This window comes from Streptomyces sp. NPDC004031 (assembly GCF_053604375.1).
Map to the genome: position 1 here is coordinate 99,196 of NZ_JBSGHL010000023.1, position 20,692 is coordinate 119,887.

The following is a 20,692-nucleotide window of genomic DNA, read 5'->3' on the forward strand; positions in this document are numbered from 1 at the left end:
CTCCGCGGGCCGCGCGCCCGGGGGTGCCTAAGAGGGGGCCGCGAGGGCGCGGCGGATCTCCTCGGTGAGGGCGTGCAGGCGGCGGGAGGCCGCGAGCTGTTCGAGGGCGAGGGGGTTGCCCTCGGCGTCGGCGACGGGAAGCCGCCAGTTGGGGTACTGGTTCCATGTGCCCGGCAGGTTCTGCGGGCGGCGGTCGCCGACGCCGTCGCCCAGCCAGACGCCGACCATCCGTGCGGGGGTGGCCACCAGGAAGCGGTGGACGGCCTTCACCACGGCCTCCTCGTCCGACGCGCCCTCGGGGAGCAGGCCGAGCCGCCCGAGCAGGGCGATCCATTCGGCGACCTCCGCGGCGTCGTCCGCCTCTTCCTCCTCCAGGGGCCGGGTGAGCAGGCCCAGGCGGTGCCGCAGGCCGACGTGCTCGCCGGTGAGCCGGGCGGCGGTGCTCGGCAGGTCGTGGGTCGTGGCGGTGGCCAGGCAGGCCTCCCGCCAGGCGTCCGGCGGCAGGGGGAGGGGCCGCCGGTCCGCCTCCGGTGCGGCCCCGGGGCCGGGATCCTCCGTCGCCGGGTCCGGGTCCGGGTCCGGGTCCGTCCGCGGCGCGGCCCCCGTCCCGTAGTCCCGTTCGAACCAGAGCACCGAGGTGCCGAGGATGCCGCGGTCGGCCAGCTCTTCCCGGACGCCGGGTTCGACCGTGCCGAGGTCCTCGCCGATGACGACGGCGCCCGCCTCGTACGCCTCCAGGGCCAGCAGGCCGAGCAGGGCGTCCGCGTCGTAGCGGACATATGTGCCCTCGGTCGGGGGGCGGCCCTCGGGCACCCACCAGAGGCGGAAGAGGCCCATGACGTGGTCGATGCGCAGGCCGCCCGCGTGGCGCAGCATGCGGGCGACGAGGTCGCGGTAGGGCGCGTAGCCGGTGGCGGCGAGGGCGTCGGGGCGCCAGGGCGGCAGGCCCCAGTCCTGGCCGCGGGCGTTGAAGGCGTCCGGCGGGGCGCCCGTGGACATGCCCGTGGCCAGCACGTCCTGCATCGCCCAGGCGTCGGACCCGGCCGGGTTGACGCCCACGGCCAGGTCGTGGACGACGCCGACGGCCATCCCCGCGTCGCGGGCCGCCCGCTGGGCCGCCGCGAGCTGGCTGTCGGTCAGCCAGCCGAGCCAGCAGTGGAAGTCGACCCGCTCCTGGTGCTCGCTGCGGGCCCGTGCCACCTGTGCCGAGCGCGGGTCGCGCAGGCCCGCGGGCCAGGTCCGCCAGTCGGGGCCGTGCAGCTCGGCGAGCATCGACCAGGTGGCGTGGTCGTCGAGCGCCTGGCCCTGCGCGGCGAGGAAGTCGGCGTAGGCGGCGCGCCGCCCGGGGCTGAGCGGCACCTCCCGCAGCAGCTCCAGGGCCTGCGACTTCAGCTCCCAGACGGCGTCCCGGTCGATGAGGCTGTCCTTGAGCAGCACGGTGTCGCGCAGCGTCGCGGCCTTGGCCAGCAGTCGCGCCGCGGCGGCGCGCGCGTCGGGCGGCAGGTAGGCGTACTCCGGGATCTCCTCGATCCGCAGATAGACCGGATCGGGGAAGCGCCGGGAGGACGGGCGGTACGGCGACGGGTCGGTGGGACGTCCCGGTACGGCCGCGTGCAGCGGGTTGATCTGCACGAACCCCGCGCCCAGCGCCCGCCCGGACCACGCGGCCAGCTCCGCCAGGTCACCCAGGTCGCCCATGCCCCACGAGCGGCGCGACAGCACCGAGTAGAGCTGCGCCATGAAGCCGAACGTCCGCCCGCGCGGACCCGGCAGCCGGGTCGGCGCCACGACCAGGTCACCGCGCGCGGACCGCCCGTCCGGCGCGACCGCGCGCAACCCGTAGCGCCCCGGGCGGCCCGGCAGCCGGCTCAGCGCCTCGCCCGCCGCGGTCTCGACGGTGACCTCGGTGCCCTCCGGCAGCCCCGTCAGCGTCTCCCCGGCGCGCAGCACCGTGCAGGGCGGCAGCAGCCGCCGCGCGGCCCGCGCCTCGTACCCGGCGAGGGCGGCGCGTACCGCGTCGGGCGTGGACGCGTCCACGCCGAGGGCGGCGAGCACGGCCACGACCGTGTCCTCGGCGACCCCGACCTGCTGCCCGGGTGCCGGGCTGTACGTCACATCCACACCGTGCAGCGCGGCAAGCCGTGCCCGGTCCATCGAGCCTCCGTCGTCCACGTCCGGATTTTTCCGGCCGATCACCTCAGCCCTACCCCTTCCGGGGTGTGCCACACCCGTCGCGGAGGGTCATGGTGGGGTTCTCCCCACCCTCCGGAGGGCAGCGGGCGTCATGGTTCACCCGGTCGCCACTCCGTAGCGTCGAGGACATGGCTGCACACGGCACCGTCTCCGCACCCGACGCCCTTCCCCGCGCAGGCGCCCCCGGCGCCTACGCCGTCGAACTCCGCTCGGTCACCCGCACCTACGGGCGCGGCGACACCGCCGCGCACGCGCTGCGCGGCATCGACCTCGCCCTGCCGCGCGGCAGCTTCACCGCCGTGATGGGGCCGTCCGGCTCCGGCAAGAGCACGTTCCTGCAATGCGCGGCGGGCCTCGACCGGCCCAACGGGGGAGAAGTGCTGCTCGGCGGCGAACCCATCACCGGCCTCGGCGAGAACCAGCTCACCAAGCTGCGCCGCCGCCGCATCGGCTTCGTCTTCCAGGCCTTCAACCTGCTGCCGTCGCTGACGGTCCAGCAGAACGTGCTGCTGCCGCTGCGGCTGGCCGGGGCCCGCCCCGACCGCCGCCGCGCACAGACGCTGCTCGCGGAGGTCGGCCTCGACGGATACGGGAGGCGGCGCCCCGGGCAGCTGTCCGGCGGCCAGCAGCAGCGCGTCGCGATCGCGCGGGCGCTCGTCACCGACCCCGAGGTGATCTTCGCGGACGAGCCGACCGGGGCGCTCGACACGGTTACGGCCAAGGAGGTGCTGGGGCTACTGCGCAGGGCGGTCGACGCGCTCGGGGCGACGGTGGTCATGGTCACGCACGACCCCGTCGCCGCGTCGCACGCCGACCGCGTCCTCTTCCTCGCGGACGGCCGCTTCGCCGGGGAGCTGCGCTCCCCCTCTCCCACGGAGGTCGCCGACCGCATGGTCGCCCTCACGGCCTCCGCCGCCTCGGCCGCCCGGAGCGCGGCATGACGCCGTACCAGCACCCCCGTCGCGCCTTTCCCATGCGCATGCCGCGCCGGGCCCCCGTCTCCGGGCTGCGCGTGCCGCGCGGGGCACTTGTCTTTCGGGGTGCGCGTGCGACGCAGGGGATCCGTTTTTGGGGCTGCGCGTGCCGCGCGGGGGACCCGTTTTTCAGGGGCGCGGGGAACTGCGCGCTCAGGCCCCACCGGGGCGCGGGTAGTCGACCGGCCGAAAGGGGCAGTTCGGTCCGCTCCGGACCAGCGGCCGGTGGTGGGTTGCTCGCGCAGTTCCCCGCGCCCCTGGGGGTGCCCGGCGGGGCATCGCGCACTCGGTGCGTGGTTGGGTCGGGGGCCGCCACGGGGCACCTCCTCGGAATGCGCGTACGACCTCACCCGCAAAGCCGACGCAGTCGATGCGCATTCCTGCGGGGGCACCCCGCACCGTCCCCCTCCAGGGAGCGTCGGCGGCCGTCCCGCTGGTGGGGGCGGAAATGAACGGGCTCGCGCGGGCGTCCGTGCGGTTCAGGCCTGCCTCGTTCGCGGGGACGTTCATCGCGTTGTTCTTCGCCGCGGTCGTCGTCACCGCCTGCGGAACACTGCTCCAGACGGGGCTCACCGCGCATGTCCCGCCCGAGCGGTACGCGCGGGTGCCGGTTGTCGTCGCGCCGCATCCGGAGGCGCGGATCCATGTCGGGCACGGTGACGACGCCGAGACGGAGAAGGAGCCGCTCACCGACACGCCGCGGCTGGACGCCGGGCTCGCCGCCCGGGTCGCCGCGGAGCCGGGGGTGGCCGAGGCTGTCGCGGACACGTCGTTTCCGGTGCAGGACGCCGGGCAGTCCGGGCTGACGGGGCGCAACTGGTCGGCCAGGGTCATCGACGGCGCCGATGTCGTGCAGGGGCGCGCGCCCGGAGCGGGTGAGGTGGTCCTCGACCCGGCGACCGCGCGTGCGGCGCACACCGGCCCCGGGCACAGCGTCACCCTGGCGACGCCGGGCGGTACCACGGCCTTCCGGGTCGTCGGGCTCACCGCGCCCGGGGGCGCGCCCACCGCGTGGTTCGCGGACGCCACCGCGGACCGGCTGTCCGGCCATCCCGGGCTCGCCGACGCCGTCGCGGTGCTGGGCAAGCCCGGTGTGAGCACGGAGCGGCTCGCCGACCGGGCGCGGCACGCGGTCGGCGGTGCCGCCGAGGTGCGGACGGGGAACGGGCGCGGCGCCGCGGAGCAGCCGCAGCTCGCCGAGGCGCGGGAGATGCTCACCGCGCTCGGCGGGTCGTTCGGCGGGATCGCGACCGCCACCGCCGTCTTCGTCGTGATGGGCACCGTCTCGCTGGCGATCGGCCAGCGCGGGCGGGAGATCGCGCTGCTGCGCGCGGTCGGCGCCACCCCGCGGCAGATCCGCCGCACCGTGGCCACCGAGGCGCTGCTGGTCGCGCCGGTCGCCGGTGCGGCGGGCATCCTGCCGGGCATCGCGCTGGCCCGCTGGTGGCTCGACCAGCTCGTGCACAAGGACGCCGTGCCGCACGGCGTGACCCTCTCGGTCGGCTGGATCCCGATGGTCTCGGCCGTCGGCGCCGGGCTGCTCGCCGCGCTCCTCGCGGGGCGGCTCGCGGCCCGCCGCCCGGCGAAGGCGCGGCCCAGCGCCGCGCTGGGCGAGGCGGCCGTGGAACGGCGGCGGCCCGGCGTGATCCGTACGGTGCTGGGGGTGGCGGCCGTCGCGGGCGGGGTCACGCTCGCGATCGTCGCCGCGCACACCACCGGCGACGACGCGGCGAACGTCGCCCTCGGTGTCGTCTTCTGCTTCATGGTCGGCGTCGCGCTGCTCGGACCGGTCGTGGCGTGGCTGGCGTCCGCGCTCCTCGGGCTCCCCCTGCGCGCCGGTGGTGCGCCCGGCGAGCTGGCGGCCGCCAACACCCGCGCCAACGCGCGCCGGCTCGCCTCCGCGATCACGCCCCTCGTACTCGTCACCGCCTTCACCGGAACGCTCGTGTGGATGCAGAGTTCGGTCGCGCACGAGTCGTCCCGGCAGATCAGGGAGGGTGTCGTGGCCGACCAGGTGCTCTCCGGTGGCCCGGGGCTGCCCGCCGACACCGCCGCGCGCGCCGCGCGTACGCCCGGCGTGGACACGGTGGTCGGGGCGCTCCGCAGCGGGGCGCTCTACCGCGCGAGCGGCTCCCTCAACTCCACCAGCGTGCTGGGCGTCGACGGCGACCCCGCCGCGCTGCCCCGCGTCCTCGACCTCGGCGTCCGCGAGGGCTCCCTCGCGGACCTCACCGGCGACGGGCGCACCGTCGCCGTCGACACGCTGCTCGCCGGTTCGGCCGGCGCGCACGTCGGCCACCGCATCTCGCTGTGGCTCGGCGACGGTACGGAGCTGCGGCCCACCGTCGTCGCCGTCTACAGCCGCGGCCTGGGCCTCGGCTCGCTCCTGCTGCCGCGCTCCGTGGTCGCCCCGCACGCGTCCGCCGCGCTCGACACGGAGGTGCTCGTGCACGACGCCCCGGGGGCGGACCACGGCACCGTCCGGCGTGCCCTCGCGGGGCTCGGCGTGCCCGGACTCACCGTCACCGACCGCGCGGGTTACCGCGCGAAGGCCGACCGCGACCTCGAACTCAACGGCTGGGCCAACCGGGTCATGGCCGGGGTCCTCGGCGGCTTCGCCGCGGTCGCCGCGGCCAACACGCTCGTCATGACCGTGCTCGACCGCCGCCGCGAGGTCGCCCTCCTCCGGCTCGCCGGTACGACCCGCCGCCAGGTCCTCCGCATGCTGCGGGCCGAAGCGCTCGTCGTGGCCGTCGCCGGGCTCGGCATCGGCGGGGCGATCGCCTGGATCACCCTCGTCCCCATCGCCCGCGGCCTCACCGGGGCCGCGCCGTACATCCCCCTCACCCAGCCCCTCGCCCTCACCGCCGCCGCCCTCACCCTGACCCTGGCCTCCACCACCCTCCCGGCCCGCGCCCTGCTACGCACCCAGCCCTCCGCAGGCGCCTGACCCGCCGTCCCCTTCGCCCCGGGTTGCCTGTTGCGGTGGTCGTCGCGACCTTCCCTGCGTGGGGGGCTTGTCGCTCCGTTCTCCCCCAGAGCTTCGCCTGGGAGGTGCCCCCACGCGCCCCTGAAAACGCTCACCCTCACCGGCAGGCAGCCGCTGAACCGGCCTGGAGGGGGACGGTGCGGGGTGCCCCCGCAGGAATGCGCTGGGAGTAGCTCACCAACCAGGTAGGAGGGTGAAGGCGCATTCCGAGGAGGTGCCCCGTGGCGGCACCCGACCCAGCGACGGCGGCGCCGCGAAAGGGGCGCGGGGAACGGCGCGAGCAACCCCCACCCACCGCAAGGTCGCACACCGCACCGCAACGAGCCACCCCGCAGCGCCCACCAAAAAGGGGGCGCCCCCCAAAAGGAGGGCGCCCCCAGAAAAGCGGGACGCTACGGCAGCGTCGACGTGATCAGGACAGACCCCGTGCCCGCGGGCGTACCGCCCGCCGTCAGCAGGCTGACCTGCCCGAAGAGCTGGCGCCCGGCGGGCGCGACCGCCGAGGCCACCACGTCGGCGGTGACCACCGCCGACGCACCGTGCGGCAGCGACAGCGTCTGCGGCGCACCCGACCCCACCGTGACCTGCCCGAGCGCAGCGGAGTAGTAGACGTCCTCGTACGCGTACGTCGTCGAGCCGGACGGCACCGAGTAGCCGTCCACCTCGAAGGTGTACTCACCCGGCGCGGGGTTCGCGAGGCTCACGGACTCCTCCGCGTCCCCGTCCGCGCTCTGCGCGACGAGCACGCCGTCGCGGTAGACGAACAGGTCGAGGTCGGCCTGCTGGTCGGACGGCGAGCCGATGGAGACGTCGAGCCGGGAGACGCCCGCCGGCACGGTCAGGTTCGTCGTGCGGGTCTCGCCCTGGGCGATCGTGGGCGTGTCGGTGGCGGCGGAGCCGAGCGGCCCGCCGGTGACCGTACCGCCGCTGATCGGCGCGAAGCCGTTCGTGACGGTCCAGCTCACGGGCGTCGGCTCGCCGACCTTCGCGCTGGGCAGCGTCTGCACCGCCGGGTCGAAGGCGGCGCCGAGCACGGCGACCTTGAGCGTGTAGGGGTTGTCGAGCTGCGGCGAGGTCCTGCGGGCCTCGACCTCGATCTCCCAGACGCCCGGCAGCGGCTGCGCGTACGACCGCAGGTCGGGGCGGCAGGTGTTGGCCGGGTTGTCGTAGTTGGGATAGCAGTCGGGGGTCTGCGTGGAGTCCAGCGGTACACCGTACGGGTGCATGGTGATGAAGCGGGTCTGGCTGCCCGCCTTGAGGCCGCCCATGGAGACCTCCAGCGAGGTGGCCCCGGCCGGGACGGTCAGGAAGTACGAGCGGGTGCTGTCGCGCTGGATGGTCCCGGAGCGGGTGAGCGTGTAGGACGGGCCGGTGACCGGCGTGGAGACGATGACGGTGGCGGCGATCTGCGTGTCCGTGCCGGGCGTCAGCGGGTCGTCGACGTTCAGCAGCGCGCTGTGCACGCCCGCGGCGCGCGGCCGCGCGGTGACCTTGACCGTCACCGGCTTGTTGAGCGGCAGCGACACGACGGGGCTCGCGACCGAGAAGGTGCCGTCGTCGTACGCCCAGCGCAGCGTGTGCAGCAGCGCGTAGGACGGGCCGCCGGTGCGGGTCACGGTGACGGTGTAGGTGCGGCTCTGACCGGTGGTCAGGCCGCCTTCGCGGTCGTAGATGCCGGTGCCGTGGCCGGGCGTCTGGAGGTAGCTGGACAGCGTGGTGTCGACGGGCGCCGTGACGGTGTACGTGTCGGTGGTGCCGCCGCGCTTGAGCAGGTTCCAGGCGGGTGTGACGGCGATGAGGCCGGCGCCCTGGTCGGCGGTCTGGAAGCCGGGGATCGTCTTCGCGGTGCTGATGAGCGCGGTGCGCAGCTGCGCCGGGGTGACGTTCAGGTGCCGGGCCTTGGCGGCGGAGAGCAGCAGGGCGGCGGCGCCGGCGGCCTGCGGGGAGGCCATCGAGGTGCCCTGGAGCATGGCGTAGCCGGGCGGCAGGCTGTAGCCGGCCTCGGCGACGGGCGCGCCGGCCTCCCACGTCGGGATGGCGTTGATGGCGGCGCCGGGGGCGGTGATGACGGGTGCGAGGCCGCCGTCCTCGCGCGGGCCGCGCGCGGAGAAGGGCATCATCGCGTAGGGCACGGTGGTCTGCGAGCCGTAGTTGGCGGCCCATGTCTCGCGGGAGATGGACGCGCCGACGCTCAGCACGTGGTCGGCCAGGCCCGGGTCGCTGATGGTGTTGACGCCGGGGCCGTCGTTGCCCGCGGAGATGACCAGCTGCACGCCGTAGGTGTCGATGAGCTGCTTGTAGAGCAGGTCGCGGGCGCTGGCGCCGTCGTTGAGCGAGCCGAGGCCGCCGATGGACATGTTGACGACGTCGACGTGGTGGTTGATCACCAGGTCGGCCATGCCCTCGGTGAGCGCGATGCTGGTGCAGCTGCCGGTCCAGGTGCAGGCGCGCGAGGAGACGATCTGCGCGCCGGGCGCGGCGCCGTCCATCGCGCCGCCGAACAGCCCGTTGGCGGCGGTGATGCCCGCGACGTGGGTGCCGTGCTCGGCCTCCACGACGCCGATGTTGACGAAGTCGGCCTTCTTGCCCACCCACGTGCCGCCGTAGGGGTCCATCGGGACGTCCTTGCGGATCTCGATGGTGAAGGGGACGGACTCCGAGATGGCCGTGGCGGGGTTGTCCGTGCCGAAGCGGCCGATCTGGTAGCCGTCCTTGTACGGCTTCATCGCGGTCTCGTCGGTGAAGTCGCCGTCGTTGTCGAGGTCGACGCGCACCGTGCCGGCGGCCTGGTCGTACAGCACACCCCACACGTCGGTGGTGTCGCCGTCGCGGTTGAGGTCGCCGTTGGCGTCGCCGCCCTTGGTGGCGGCCTCGGCGAAGGTGCTGAAGAGGTAGCTGCCGGCGGGCGCGGTCCAGGCGCGGCCTGAGGCGGTGAAGGAGGGACCGGACACGGCGGTCACCATGGGCCGCCAGGTGGCGTCGCCGTCCAGGATCGGGTCGGTCGAGGTGACCCAGTCGACGATCTTGCGCTGCCCGGTGGTGGTCTTCTGCAGCGCCGGGTGGCCGACGTCGACACCGGAGTCCAGGATGCCGATGGTGATGCCGCGGCCGTCGGCGGCGGGGTTGTGCTTGACGAAGTCGACCGCGCCGGTCTCGAAGGCCGGCTGATAGGGGTTCACCGCCGGGGTGTTCCTGCCGGGGCCCGGGTAGGTCTTCGCGGGCTTGCCCTTGCCGTGCGAGGCGGTGGCGGTGTCCGCGGACGGCGTCGGGTCGTCGAGCTGGATCTCCTGCTTGAGGTCGATCGCCAGCACCTGCGGGAGCTTCTGCGCGGCGCCGAGGGCCGCGTCCGCCTTCGCGGTGGGCACCGTCGCGCGCACGTAGCCGAGCTGGTCGAACGTCCGGCCGACGCTCGCGCCCTGGGCGTGCAGGCGGGAGCTGATCTCGGCGGTGCTGCCGGGCTTGCCCGCGACCATGAAGGTGACGGTCCTGTCGCCGTCCGCCTTGGCCTTGGCGAGCGCCTCGGCGTCGGCGGCGCCGAGCTTGTCGTCGGCGTCCTTGCCGGGCGCGCCGGTGCCGTCGGGGGCGGTGGGCGCGGTGTTCGCGGGCGCCTGGGCGGGCAGCGTCGGCGCGGGGGTGTCGGCGGCCGCGAGCGCGGGGCTCGCGGCCGTGAGGGCGGCCACCAGGCCCGCGGCGAGGGCGAGCCGCGCCGTGCGTCTGGTGCCGGATATGTGGACGAGTGGCATGGGCATCCCTGGTCGGTCGTCGTGACGGTGTGCGGACATCTGTGCGGAACAGACCGTACGGATCGTCACCCTGCCGGGAAAAGCCTCTCTTTGTGGTGCGTTGACCTTCGCTTGGTGCTCCGGTGACGTGTATCCGCCAGTGCCGGAGACGGCAAACCGGAGCAAAGGCCGCGCCCCCGCCACCGCCTCACCGCGACCGGACCGCCCCGGTCAGCGCGGCGTCACCACGATGTAGGCGGCGGGCAGATGGTCGGCCGCGGCGACCAGCGCGGTCCGCACCACGGCCGCCTGCCGCACGCACCCGTCGCGCAGTTCGGCGGGTGTGACGTGCACGAGCGTGATGCCGAGCGCTTCGAGCCGGTCGCGCTGCCGCACGGTCCGCGACCACACCTCGTCGTCCCGGAAGACCGTCTCGGGCTGCCACACCTCGGTGTCCCAGCCCCCGTCCGCGCCGTAGGACCCGGCGTACGGGGCCGCGTACGGGCCGGCCCGGAGGCCGCCGTCCGCCACGCCGTCGTACGGGCCCGGTTCGTCGTACGCGCCCGGTCCGTCGTACGGGTCGGGCCCGCCGTGGCGCGGGTCGAGCGCGAGGGCCACGGCGTGGTCGGGCCAGTACGCGTCCACCGCGCCCAGCGGAGGGCCGCCGGGCAGCCGCAGTTCGACGTTCCAGAGCGGGTCGGGCAGCGCGTGGGCGCGCACCATCGAGTAGAGTCGCTGTTCGGCCATGCGGCGGTCGGCGCCGTGCAGCGCCCCCACCGCGTCGGCCACGTGCGGGTGGTCCAGCAGCCCGGCGGCGCCCAGTTCGCGCATCACGGCGGCGGCGTCGCAGTGGCCGCCGCGCACCGCCTCGGTGAGCAACTGCCGTACGGTACGGGCGTCGTCCAGGCTCCCCACGGTGTCGGCCAGCGCGCGCGGCACGGGCGCGCAGGGCAGCCCGGCCAGCTCCTGGGCCCGGGGGAGGGCGCGGGCGTGGTGCACGGTCACCTCACCGGCGTCCCGCAGCCGCCGCTGGCGCGGCACCAGCACGTCGATCCGCAGCAGCGCGGACAGCGGGGGGACGCCCGCGAAGCGGTGCAGGGCGAGCGCGGCCGGCCCCGTCACCATCGCCTCGCGCCCGCCGGGTTCGCGGCCCGCGTACAGCAGCGCCGCCCGGAGCCGCTCCCGGGTGCCGGGTGGGCCCGGACGCAGCAGGTAGACCTGCGGCAGCAGTTGCCGCCAGGGTCCGCCCGGCCGGCTCCGCTCGGCCACGACGGAGGCCGGGACGCCGTGCGCGCGCAGCCGGCGCAGCGTCATGACCGGCTCGTCCGCGGGCAGCCGCGGGTCCGGGACGTACCCGGCGGGGTCGGCGGCGTCCTCGCCGTACCCGGCGCGCGGCGGGCGTCCGGCGGGAGCGGGGGCTGCGGGGCGGGGGACGCGCGAGTCGCGGGGACCGTGGGGGAGGCGGGGGTTCACGTTCATGGCGACGTCGTTCCCGTCACCCGTACGGCCCCTAACCCCTGTTACACGCTCGTCGACAAAACCGGACAACACCGGGCTAAAGTGCACGTGTTCGGATGCCGATCATGCGTTTCCCCCATCCGGGTGACGCGGGACGCGCGGCGGCGGGTTCCGCGTGCCGCTCCGCCGGGCGGGACGGCACACGGAGGCACGGGTCCGGCGGGCCCCCGACACCGCCCCCGGACCAGCACGGACCGCTGTCCGGCGGGGCGTCGGAGCGCTGCCCGGACCCGCCCCGGGCCCCTGCCCGGCGGGGCGTCGGGGCCCGGGTCCGGTCCGTACCCGGCGCGGGGTCAGAGGGCCGCGCCGGAGCGGCCCGCCTCGGCCGCCCGCGCGTCGCACTCCTGTGCGCGCAGCGCCCGCGCCAGGTCGTCGCGCCCTTCGAGCACCAGGCGGCGCAGGTTGGGCGCGGCGTCCTCGTGGGCCGCGAGCCACGCGTCGGTCGCCTCCAGCGTCTCCCGGCGGTCCTGGAGGCCCGGGTAGAGGCCGCTGACGACCGACATCGCGATCTCGATCGAACGGGACGCCCAGATGCCCTCCAGCGCCGCGAAGTACCGGTCCGTGAAGGCGGCGAGCAGCTCGCGCTGCCCGGCCTGCACGAAGCCCGCGATGCTGGCCTCCACGAGGGCGTTGGACAGCGCGTCCGACCCCACCACGTCGGCCCACACCTGCTCCTTGACCTCGGCGGAGGGCCGGGCCGCGAGGCAGCGCACCTCGTGCCGGTGGCCGGAGGCGGTGTCGTCGCGGGCCCGCTCGGCGGCGATGTCCGCGGCGCCGGCCGCGTCCTGCGCGGTGAGGGCGCCCAGCAGCGTCCAGCGCAGCTCCTGGTCCACCTCCAGGCCGTCGATGCGGGCCGAGCCGTCGAGCAGGCCGCGCAGCAGCTGGAGGTCGGCGGGGGAGGACGCCACGGAGGCGAAGAAGCGCGCCCACGCCAGCTGGTGGCCGCTGCCCGGCTCGGCGCGCCGCAGCTCCTGCACCGCGCCCTGCGCCAGCTCGGTCGCGGTGAGATCGCGCCGCCCGGGGGTGACGTAGCGGGTGAGCGCGGTGCGGGCCTGGAGGTGCAGCGACTGGAGCACGCCGATGTCGGTCTCGCGGCCCGCGAAGCGCAGCACCAGGCCGAGGTAGTCGCCGGCGGGCATCAGGCCGTCCCGCGTCATGCTCCACACCGCCGACCAGGCCAGCGCGCGTGCCAGCGGGTCCGACAGGTCGCCCAGGTGCGCGCGCAGGGTGTCCAGCGAATCGGCGTCGAAGCGCACCTTGCAGTAGGTCAGGTCGTCGTCGTTGACCAGCACCAGGTCGGGCCGCGGCTGCCCGGCGAGGTCGGCGACGACCGTGCGCGGGCCCGCCACGTCGGTCTCGGCGCGGGCGTAGCGCTCCAGGGCGCCGCCCGGCATACGCCGGTAGAGGCCCACGGCGACGCGGTGCGGGCGCAGCTGCGGGTGCGCCGGGTCGTCGGCGCCCTGGGCCACCGCGAGTTCCACCACGCGCCCGTCCGAGCCGTAGCTCACCTCCGGCGTCAGCGAGTTGACGCCCGCGGTCTCCAGCCAGGCGCGCGACCAGGCGGGCATGTCGCGCCCGGAGGTCTCGCTGAGCACGGACAGCAGGTCGCCCAGTTCGGTGTTGCCGTAGGCGTGCCGCCGGAAGTAGCGCCGGGCGGCCTCGAAGAAGGCGTCCTGCCCCACATAGGCGACGAGCTGCTTGAGGACGGCGGCGCCCTTGGAGTAGGTGATGCCGTCGAAGTTGAGCTTGGCGTCCTCCAGGTCGCGGATGTCGGCGACGACCGGATGCGTGGAGGGCAGCTGGTCGGCGTGGTAGGCCCAGCCCTTGCGGCGGTTGGCGAAGGTGATCCAGCCCTCGGTGTACTGCGTCGCCGCGACCTGCGAGAAGGCGGCCATGAAGTCCGCGAAGGACTCCTTGAGCCACAGGTCGTCCCACCAGCGCATGGTCACCAGGTCGCCGAACCACATGTGCGCCATCTCGTGCAGCACCACGCTGGCCCGGTGCTCGTAGGAGGCGCGCGTCACCTTGCCGCGGAAGACGAACTCCTCGCGGAAGGTCACGCACCCCGGGTTCTCCATCGCGCCGATGTTGTACTCCGGCACGAAGGCCTGGTCGTACTTCCCCCACGGATACGGGTAGCCGAAGGTGTCGTGGTAGAAGTCCAGGCCCTGCTTGGTGACGGTGAAGATCTCGTCGGCGTCGAAGTGCTTGGCCAGTGACCGGCGGCACAGCGCGGCGAGCGGGATGTCCAGCGTCGACCGGTCGTCCAGGGCGCGCGCGTAGTGGTCGCGTTCGACGTGGTACGGGCCGGCGACGACCGCGGTGATGTACGTCGGGATCGGCAGCGTCGGCCGGAAGCGCGTCACCGTGCCGCCGCCCTCGGCCGGGGCGGGCGCGCCCTCGGGCTCGGCGTTGGACAGCACCGTCCATTCCTCCGGGGCGGTCACCTGGAAGGTGAAGGGCGCCTTGAGGTCGGGCTGCTCGAAGTTCGCGAAGACCCGGCGGGCGTCGGCCGGCTCGTACTGCGTGTAGAGGTAGACCTCGCCGTCCTCCGGGTCCTCGAAGCGGTGCAGGCCCTCGCCCGTACGGCTGAAGGCGCAGCGCGCGTCCACCACCAGGGTGTTGCGCTCGGCCAGGCCGTCGAGGGCGATCCGGGCACCGTCGTAGACCTTCGCCGGGTCGAGCTCGCGGCCGTTGAGCCGCACCGACACCACCTCGGTCGCGACCAGGTCGGCGAAGGACGGCACGCCCGGTCGCGCGCACCGGAAGTCGATCACCGTGGTGGACCGGAAGGTGCGGACGGCGCCGCCGGGCACCGCGCCCACCGCGGACCGCACGTCGAGCGCCACGTCGTAGCGCTCCACGGACAGCACCGCGGCCCGTTCGCGGGCCTCCTCGCGGCTCAGGTTCTCGCCGGGCACGGGCGGACTCCTTCGTCTCAGTACCCCAGGCACCTCAGGTACCCCAAGCACATCGGAGAGCTGACGTTCTGCATCCTTCCACGGAGGTCCGACACCCGGGCGCCGACCAGCGGGTACGGTCGCGGACGCGGCGTTCCGGCGCCGCGTCCACCGGAAGATCCCCGGACGGCCGGGAGCGGGAATGCGCCACCGATCCCGTCGCGTTGTCGGCTGTGGCAGGGGCTTGCCCAGCCGCGCCCGGCCCGTCCCGGACGCCCCCCGACGAGGAGTACGCAGTGACCGCGACCGCCGCCGACCCGGCCAAGACGCCCGCCGACTTCTGGTTCGACCCGCTGTGCCCGTGGGCATGGATGACGTCCCGCTGGATGCTGGAGGTCGAGAAAGTCCGCCCCATCGAGGTGCGCTGGCACGTGATGAGCCTGGCGGTGCTCAACGAGGACAAGCTCGACACCCTCCCCGAGGAGTACGCCACCTTCCTGCGCGACGCCTGGGGCCCGGTCCGGGTCGTCACCGCCGCCCGGCAGCAGCACGGCGACGACGTCGTCGGCCCGCTCTACACCGCGCTCGGCACCCGCTTCCACAACCGCGCGCTGCCCAGGACCCGCGAGACGATCGTCGAGGCCCTGGAGGAGGTCGGCCTGCCCGCGGACCTGGCCGACGCCGCCGACCGCGACACGTACGACACCGAGCTGCGCGCCTCCCACAAGGAAGGCATCGACAAGGTCGGCCAGGAGGTCGGCACCCCCGTCATCGCCGTCCCCGGCGCCGACGGCGAGCAGATCGCCTTCTTCGGCCCCGTCGTCACCCCCGCGCCCAAGGGCGAGGAAGCCGCCAAGCTGTGGGACGGCACCCTCATGGTCGCCTCCATCCCCGGCTTCTACGAGATCAAGCGCACCCGCACCGCCGGGCCGAGCTTCGAGTAGGACGGTCGGCACACCATGGCGCACCTCGGCCTGGTGGCCCTCGTCGTCCGCGACTACGACGAGGCCATCGCCTTCTACACCCGCGCGCTCGGCTTCGAGCTGCGCGAGGACACCCCGCGCGCGGACGGCTCGCGGTGGGTCGTCGTCTCCCCGCCCGGCGCCCGCGAGACCGGCCTGCTGCTGGCCCGCGCGTCCACCCCGGAGCAGTCCGCCCGGATCGGCGACCAGACCGGCGGACGCGTCGGGCACTTCCTGACCACCGACGACTTCGACGGCGCCTACAAGCGCATGGTCGCCGAGGGCGTCGTCTTCGAGGAGGAGCCGCGCTACGAGCCGTACGGGGCGGTCGTGGTCTTCCGCGACCTCTACGGCAACCGGTGGGATCTCATCCAGCCCGCGTAACTTGGTGGAAACGCACAGCACATGTGGTCCGGGGCGGGCTCCCGCAGCCCGCCCCGGCCGTGCTCCGGTGGCGTGACGCAGCTCACGCCACCTGCGTAAACCTCCCGTCCGGGCGGAGCCAGACTCTCCAAGCGGAAGATCGCGCCTTTGTCGGAAGCGGACGATGATCGGCGCCCGACCGCTGGGCTAGCGTCGGAGCGTCGCCCACCGCGGCGACCCCCAGCCGCCTCACCCCGCGGGAGAACTCCATGAGCGCCGCCACCCTTGCCACCGGCCGGGCCGGAACCGTCCTCGCCGACCTGCTGCCCGCCTCCTCCGCGACCCGGGCCCGGCTGCGCGACGCCGCGCTCGTCGCGGGCGGCGCCGCCCTCACCGGGCTCGCCGCGCAGCTCTCCGTGCCCGTCCCCGGCTCGCCGGTACCCGTCACCGGCCAGACCTTCGCCGCCCTCCTGGTCGGCACCACCCTGGGCGCCCGGCGCGGCCTCGCCTCCCTCGGCCTCTACGCCGCCGCGGGCGTCGCGGGCCTGCCGTGGTTCGCGGGCGGCGCGTCCGGCTGGTCCATGGCGAGCTTCGGCTACATCCTCGGCATGCTGCTCGCCTCCGGCGTGGTCGGCTTCCTCGCGCGCCGCGGCGGCGACCGCACCGTGCTGCGCACCGCGGGCGTCATGGCCGTCGGCTCCGCGGTCATCTACGCGGTGGGCGTCCCGTACCTCGCCCTCTCCGCCCACCTCTCCGCCCACCAGGCCCTCACGATGGGGCTGCGCCCCTACCTGCTGGGCGACGCGATCAAGGCGGCCTTCGCGATGACCGCCCTCCCCCTGACCTGGCGCCTGGTCCGCCACTGACCGCTGCGCGGGGCGGTGCGCTTTCCGGGCTGCGGCTGCGCCGCGGGGCACCCGTTCTTCAGGGGCGCGGGTCGTCACCGGCCCGAAGGGGCAGTTCGGTTCGTACCGGACCACCGGCCGGTGGGTGGTTGCTCGCGCAGTTCCCCGCGCCCCTGATGGTGCGCGGGCAACCCCTGCCCGGCGCAGTCGCTACGCGGGCTCGCCGCGCGAGGTGAAAGACTGGGCCCATGCGTGTGTACCTCGGCTCCGATCATGCCGGCTTCGAACTCAAGAACCACCTCGTCGAATGGCTCACCGCCAACGGGCACGAGCCCGTGGACTGCGGGCCGCACGTCTATGACGCGCTCGACGACTACCCGCCCTTCTGCCTGCGGGCCGCCGAGCGGACGGCCGCCGACGCGGGCAGCCTCGGCGTCGTCATCGGCGGGTCGGGCAACGGCGAGCAGATCGCCGCGAACAAGGTGCGCGGCGTGCGCTCCGCCCTCGCGTGGAGCGAGCAGACCGCGACGCTGGCCCGCGAGCACAACGACGCCAACGTGCTGAGCATCGGCGGTCGGATGCACACGCAGGAGGAGGCGGTGAAGTTCGTCGAGCTGTTCCTCGCGACGCCGTACTCCCACGAGGAGCGGCACCAGCGCCGTATCGACATGCTCACGGCGTACGAGGCGACGGGCGAGCTGCCGCCGGTTCCGGCGCACCACCCGCAGCAGGACTGACCGGCCGACGATGCCGGAAGGGCACACGATCCACCGGCTGGCCGCCGACCACACCGAGCGGTTCGGCGGCCGGGTGGTGCGGGCGGCCAGCCCGCAGGGCAAGTTCTCGGACGGCGCCGCGCTGCTGGACGGCCGGGTCATGGAGGCCGCCGAGGCGCACGGCAAGCACCTCTTCCTGGGTTTCGGCGGTGTCGGCTGGGTGCATGTGCACCTCGGCCTGATCGGCACCTTCCGCTTCGGCGAGGGCGCGCCGCCGCTGCCCGCGGACACCGTCCGCTTGCGGATCGCCACGGCCCGGCATCACGCCGATCTGCGCGGCCCCGCCGCCTGCGCGCTGATCACCGAGCCGGAGAAGCGCGCGATACACGACCGGCTGGGCCCGGACCCGCTGCGTCCGGGCGACGACCCGGACCGCGTGTACGCCCGGATCGCGCGTTCCCGTATCAGCGTCGCGGCGCTGCTGCTGGACCAGAAGGTCATCGCGGGCGTCGGCAACGTCTACCGCGCCGAGGTGCTCTTCCGGCACGGCGTGGACCCCTTCCTGGCCGGGCGGGACCTGCCGCGGCCGGTGTGGGACGCGATGTGGGCGGACCTGGTCGCGCTGATGCGCGAGGGCGTGCGCAACAACCGCATCGACACCGTGCGCCCCGAGCACGAGCCGGAGGCGATGGGCCGCCCGCCGCGGGTCGACGACCACGGCGGCGAGGTGTACGTCTACCGCCGCACCGGACAGCCGTGCCTGGTGTGCGGCACGCACGTGCGCACCCAGACCCTCGCGGCCCGCAACCTGTTCTGGTGCCCGCGCTGTCAGGCGGCCTGAGCGGCCCTCAGAAGCCGTGCGGCACCCACGGCTGCACATCGGACTGGAAGGCCGCCGAGGCGGGCCCCAGGGCCCCGGGACGCGGCTCGGTGACCAGCCCGGCGCCCGCGAGGGTGCGCAGGGTGTGGCCGCCCAGGTAGGCGGTGGCCAGGTCGCGGGCGGTCAGGGCGAGGTCGGCGGGGTCGGACGTGGGCGCGCACACCGCGCCCGAGGCGTCCGCGGACAGCCGCCAACGCCCGGAATTCCACGGGCAGAAGGCGTCCTCGACGTCCAGCACCACGTCCACCGGCACGGTGTAGGCGCGGGCGGCGAGCGCGGCGGGGAGGTCGACCAGGCGCACGTACAGGCCGTCGCGCCAGCCCAGCCGGCAGCGGCGGATGTCGGAGACGAGCTGGTGCACCGGGTCGTCGGCGGGGCGGTTGTGGAAGACCAGCCGGGAGGTCAGGTCCATGCCCGTCAGGTAGTGCCACAGCGCCGCGTACGCCGCCGGGTCGAGCGCTTCGGCGTCCCGCAGCTTGACGGTGCCGTCGGGGATGCCCTCGGGAGTGCCGCGGTTCGACGTCCAGTAGCGGGCGTAGCCGCGCACCTCGCCCTCGGCGGTCTCGGCGAGCACGCACAGCATCGGCCCGAAGTCCCCGCGCCCGCTCGCCGGGTCCAGCAGCGGGTGGCGCTCCCAGCCGGGGCGGCGGGCGAGCATGCCGGGCCGCCGCGGCACCACCTGGGCGTAGACCGCCTCGCAGGCCGCCGAGACCTCGGCCGGGTCGGCCAGCCGCATCCGCAACCGCTCGGCGCCCGGCGGCAGTTCCACCGTCAGGTGCCGGACGTCGAAGCTTCCGTGCACCTGGCGCGCCCCGGCCCCGTAGCCGAACCGGCCGTAGATCTGCGGCTCGGAGGCGGTGAGGACGGCCAGCGGGGTGCGGTCGGCGCGGAAGGTGTCGAGCTGGCGGCGCATCATCGCGGTCAGCACGCCCTGCCTGCGGTGTGTCGGCAGCACGCTCACCGCCGTCACGCCCGCGGCCGCCACCGGGGCGCCGCCCGGCACGGTCATGCGGAAGTCGAAGGCGCCCGCCGTCCCCACGACGTCCTTGCCGTCCCACGCGGTGACCGTCCGTTCGACGGGCAGCAGTTCCCGCCACAGACGTGCCTCGGCGGGGTCCTCGCCGGGGCCGCCGAAGGACCGGGTGAGGCACCGCTCGTACGCTTCCCACTCGCTCTCGGCGAGCGCCCGCAACTCGATCGTCATGAACCGTGCCTACCAGGGCGCCGGGTAGCAGGCGAACGTATTTTCCGGTGCGAAAGGAGCGGCCGGGCGGCTCACCCGGACGGCTCACAGGTCATCTGCCCTGCACAGCCGGGCCGCCGCTCGGTAGGGTCGCCGGGACATGGCGAAAGAGGCGGTGGGCGAGGGGATCGGGCTCCGGTGGCGCAGGCGGCTGCACCGGGCCCGGCTCGGCGTGCGCAAGGCCGCCGTCGACTACTTCCGCGGCGGCGTCTCGGACTGGGCGGGCCTGGCCGTGCTCGTCGCGGCGATCCCGCTGCTGGCGTACGTCTCGGTCGTCACGCCCGCCTGGTGCCCGCCGAGCGCCCTGGTGCTGCCGATCCTGGCCGGCGGACTGCTGCTGCGCCCCGCAAGCCTGCTGCTGCTCTACGCGGCCTCCGCGGTGGCGCTCATCGCCGAGTCCGCGACGCTCGGCCCCTACCGGGAGGGCCCGGCCCGGGTCACGCCCGGCACGGTGCTGGAGGTCACCGCGGTCGCGCTGACGGGCCTGGTCATCGCGCAGTTCCGGTCCCGGGTCGGGGTGCCGTGGCGGGGCGGCCACACCATGCTGTTCGACCTCCGGGAACGTATCCGGGTACAGAGCAGGCTGCCGCGGCTGCCCGGCGGCTGGCACGCCGAGATGTCCCTGCGGCCGGCCGGCGGGCAGTCCTTCTCCGGCGACTTCGTCGTGGCCACCCGCAGCTCCGGCGGGCGCGTGCTGGAGGCCGTGCTCACCGACGTGTCCGGCAAGGGCATGGACGCCGCCTCGCGCTCACTGCTGCTGTCCGGCGCCTTCGGCGGCCTGCTCGGCTCGCTGCCGCCGCACTCCTTCCTGCCCGCCGCCAACGGCTACCTGCTGCGGCAGAACTGGGAGGAGGGCTTCGCGACCTCCGTGCACCTGGTGCTCGACCTGGAGAGCGGCGACTTCGAGCTGCTGTCGGCGGGCCACCCACCGGGCGTCCAACTGCACGCGGGCAGCGGCGTGTGGGAGCAGATAACCGCCGAGGGGCCGCTGCTCGGCGTCTACGACGGGGCCGAATTCCACGGCGTCAAGGGCACGTTGCGGGCCGGTGACGTCCTGATGCTCTTCACCGACGGGCTCGTGGAGACCGCCGAGCGCGAGATCAGCGAGGGCGTGGACCGGCTCATCGGCGAGGCGGACCGCTTCATCACGACGGGTTTCCGCGGCGCGGCCTGGCGGCTCATCGAGGCCGTGGCCAAGGACGTCAACGACGACCGGGCCCTGCTCATCGTCAGCCGCACCCACCGCGCCTCCTGAGCCGCCCCGCGCGACACGCCGCGTCTGTCTCCAGGGTCTGTCGTGTGGATCTCCGCGGCGTCGCGTGCCCCGGCACGCACATCTTCCCCCTGCCTTCGGCGGGAGGTGCCCCCAGCGTTGTCGTCGGTCGAC

At 74.8% G+C, this 20,692-nt stretch carries 13 protein-coding genes; 8 read left to right on the plus strand and 5 right to left on the minus strand.

The window, feature by feature from the left end; all coding sequences use genetic code 11:
- Positions 1–27 precede the first annotated feature (27 nt).
- Positions 28–2,154 carry a 4-alpha-glucanotransferase gene (gene malQ / locus ACWERV_RS17470; protein ID WP_452933700.1) on the minus strand — a complete coding sequence of 709 codons (2,127 nt, stop codon included), beginning with the start codon at positions 2,152–2,154 and terminating at the stop codon, positions 28–30.
- A 167-nt stretch (positions 2,155–2,321) separates the two neighbouring features.
- Between malQ and ACWERV_RS17475 the strand changes: the two genes are divergently transcribed.
- Together ACWERV_RS17475 and ACWERV_RS17480 are read left to right on the plus strand one after the other, a co-directional pair.
- Positions 2,322–3,134: an ABC transporter ATP-binding protein gene (locus ACWERV_RS17475; RefSeq protein WP_452933683.1), complete on the plus strand. Its 813-nt coding sequence runs from the start codon at positions 2,322–2,324 to the stop codon at positions 3,132–3,134.
- Positions 3,135–3,615: 481 nt separating this feature from the next.
- Positions 3,616–6,117, plus strand: a complete 2,502-nt coding sequence (locus ACWERV_RS17480) for an ABC transporter permease (protein WP_452933685.1) — start codon at positions 3,616–3,618, stop codon at positions 6,115–6,117.
- A 431-nt stretch (positions 6,118–6,548) separates the two neighbouring features.
- Here ACWERV_RS17480 and ACWERV_RS17485 read toward each other — a convergent pair whose 3' ends face one another.
- The 3 genes from ACWERV_RS17485 to pepN form a co-directional block, all read right to left on the minus strand.
- A complete protein-coding gene (locus tag ACWERV_RS17485; RefSeq protein WP_452933687.1) occupies positions 6,549–9,899 on the minus strand; it encodes a S8 family serine peptidase in 3,351 nt (1,116 codons plus the stop codon).
- A gap of 210 nt (positions 9,900–10,109) precedes the next feature.
- Entirely contained in the window at positions 10,110–11,357 is a 1,248-nt protein-coding gene (locus tag ACWERV_RS17490; protein WP_452933688.1) for a hypothetical protein, read from the minus strand.
- Between the two features lie 332 nt (positions 11,358–11,689).
- On the minus strand, positions 11,690–14,317 hold the full coding sequence (gene pepN / locus ACWERV_RS17495) for an aminopeptidase N (RefSeq protein WP_452933690.1): 2,628 nt from the start codon (positions 14,315–14,317) through the stop codon (positions 11,690–11,692).
- Positions 14,318–14,592: 275 nt separating this feature from the next.
- Here pepN and ACWERV_RS17500 point away from each other — a divergent pair, with 275 nt between their 5' ends.
- The 5 genes from ACWERV_RS17500 to ACWERV_RS17520 all read left to right on the plus strand — a co-directional run bounded on the left by ACWERV_RS17500 (position 14,593) and on the right by ACWERV_RS17520 (position 18,023).
- Positions 14,593–15,240, plus strand: coding sequence for a mycothiol-dependent nitroreductase Rv2466c family protein (locus ACWERV_RS17500; RefSeq protein ID WP_398181530.1), 648 nt, complete (start codon positions 14,593–14,595; stop codon positions 15,238–15,240).
- A gap of 15 nt (positions 15,241–15,255) precedes the next feature.
- A complete protein-coding gene (locus ACWERV_RS17505) occupies positions 15,256–15,642 on the plus strand; it encodes a VOC family protein (RefSeq protein WP_398181533.1) in 387 nt (128 codons plus the stop codon).
- Positions 15,643–15,890: 248 nt separating this feature from the next.
- Entirely contained in the window at positions 15,891–16,487 is a 597-nt protein-coding gene (locus ACWERV_RS17510; RefSeq protein WP_398181536.1) for a biotin transporter BioY, read from the plus strand.
- A gap of 227 nt (positions 16,488–16,714) precedes the next feature.
- Positions 16,715–17,203: a ribose-5-phosphate isomerase gene (locus tag ACWERV_RS17515; RefSeq protein WP_398181538.1), complete on the plus strand. Its 489-nt coding sequence runs from the start codon at positions 16,715–16,717 to the stop codon at positions 17,201–17,203.
- A 10-nt stretch (positions 17,204–17,213) separates the two neighbouring features.
- Positions 17,214–18,023, plus strand: a complete 810-nt coding sequence (locus tag ACWERV_RS17520) for an Fpg/Nei family DNA glycosylase (RefSeq protein WP_452933693.1) — start codon at positions 17,214–17,216, stop codon at positions 18,021–18,023.
- Positions 18,024–18,030: 7 nt separating this feature from the next.
- Here the strand turns inward: ACWERV_RS17520 and ACWERV_RS17525 are convergent, their stop codons facing one another.
- The gene (locus tag ACWERV_RS17525) at positions 18,031–19,266 is read right to left on the minus strand and encodes a GNAT family N-acetyltransferase (RefSeq protein ID WP_452933695.1); all 1,236 of its coding nucleotides are present in this window, start codon (positions 19,264–19,266) and stop codon (positions 18,031–18,033) included.
- 139 nt (positions 19,267–19,405) lie between these two features.
- Here ACWERV_RS17525 and ACWERV_RS17530 point away from each other — a divergent pair, with 139 nt between their 5' ends.
- Complete coding sequence (locus ACWERV_RS17530) at positions 19,406–20,560, plus strand: PP2C family protein-serine/threonine phosphatase (RefSeq protein WP_398181546.1); 1,155 nt, start codon at positions 19,406–19,408, stop codon at positions 20,558–20,560.
- Positions 20,561–20,692: the final 132 nt, after the last annotated feature.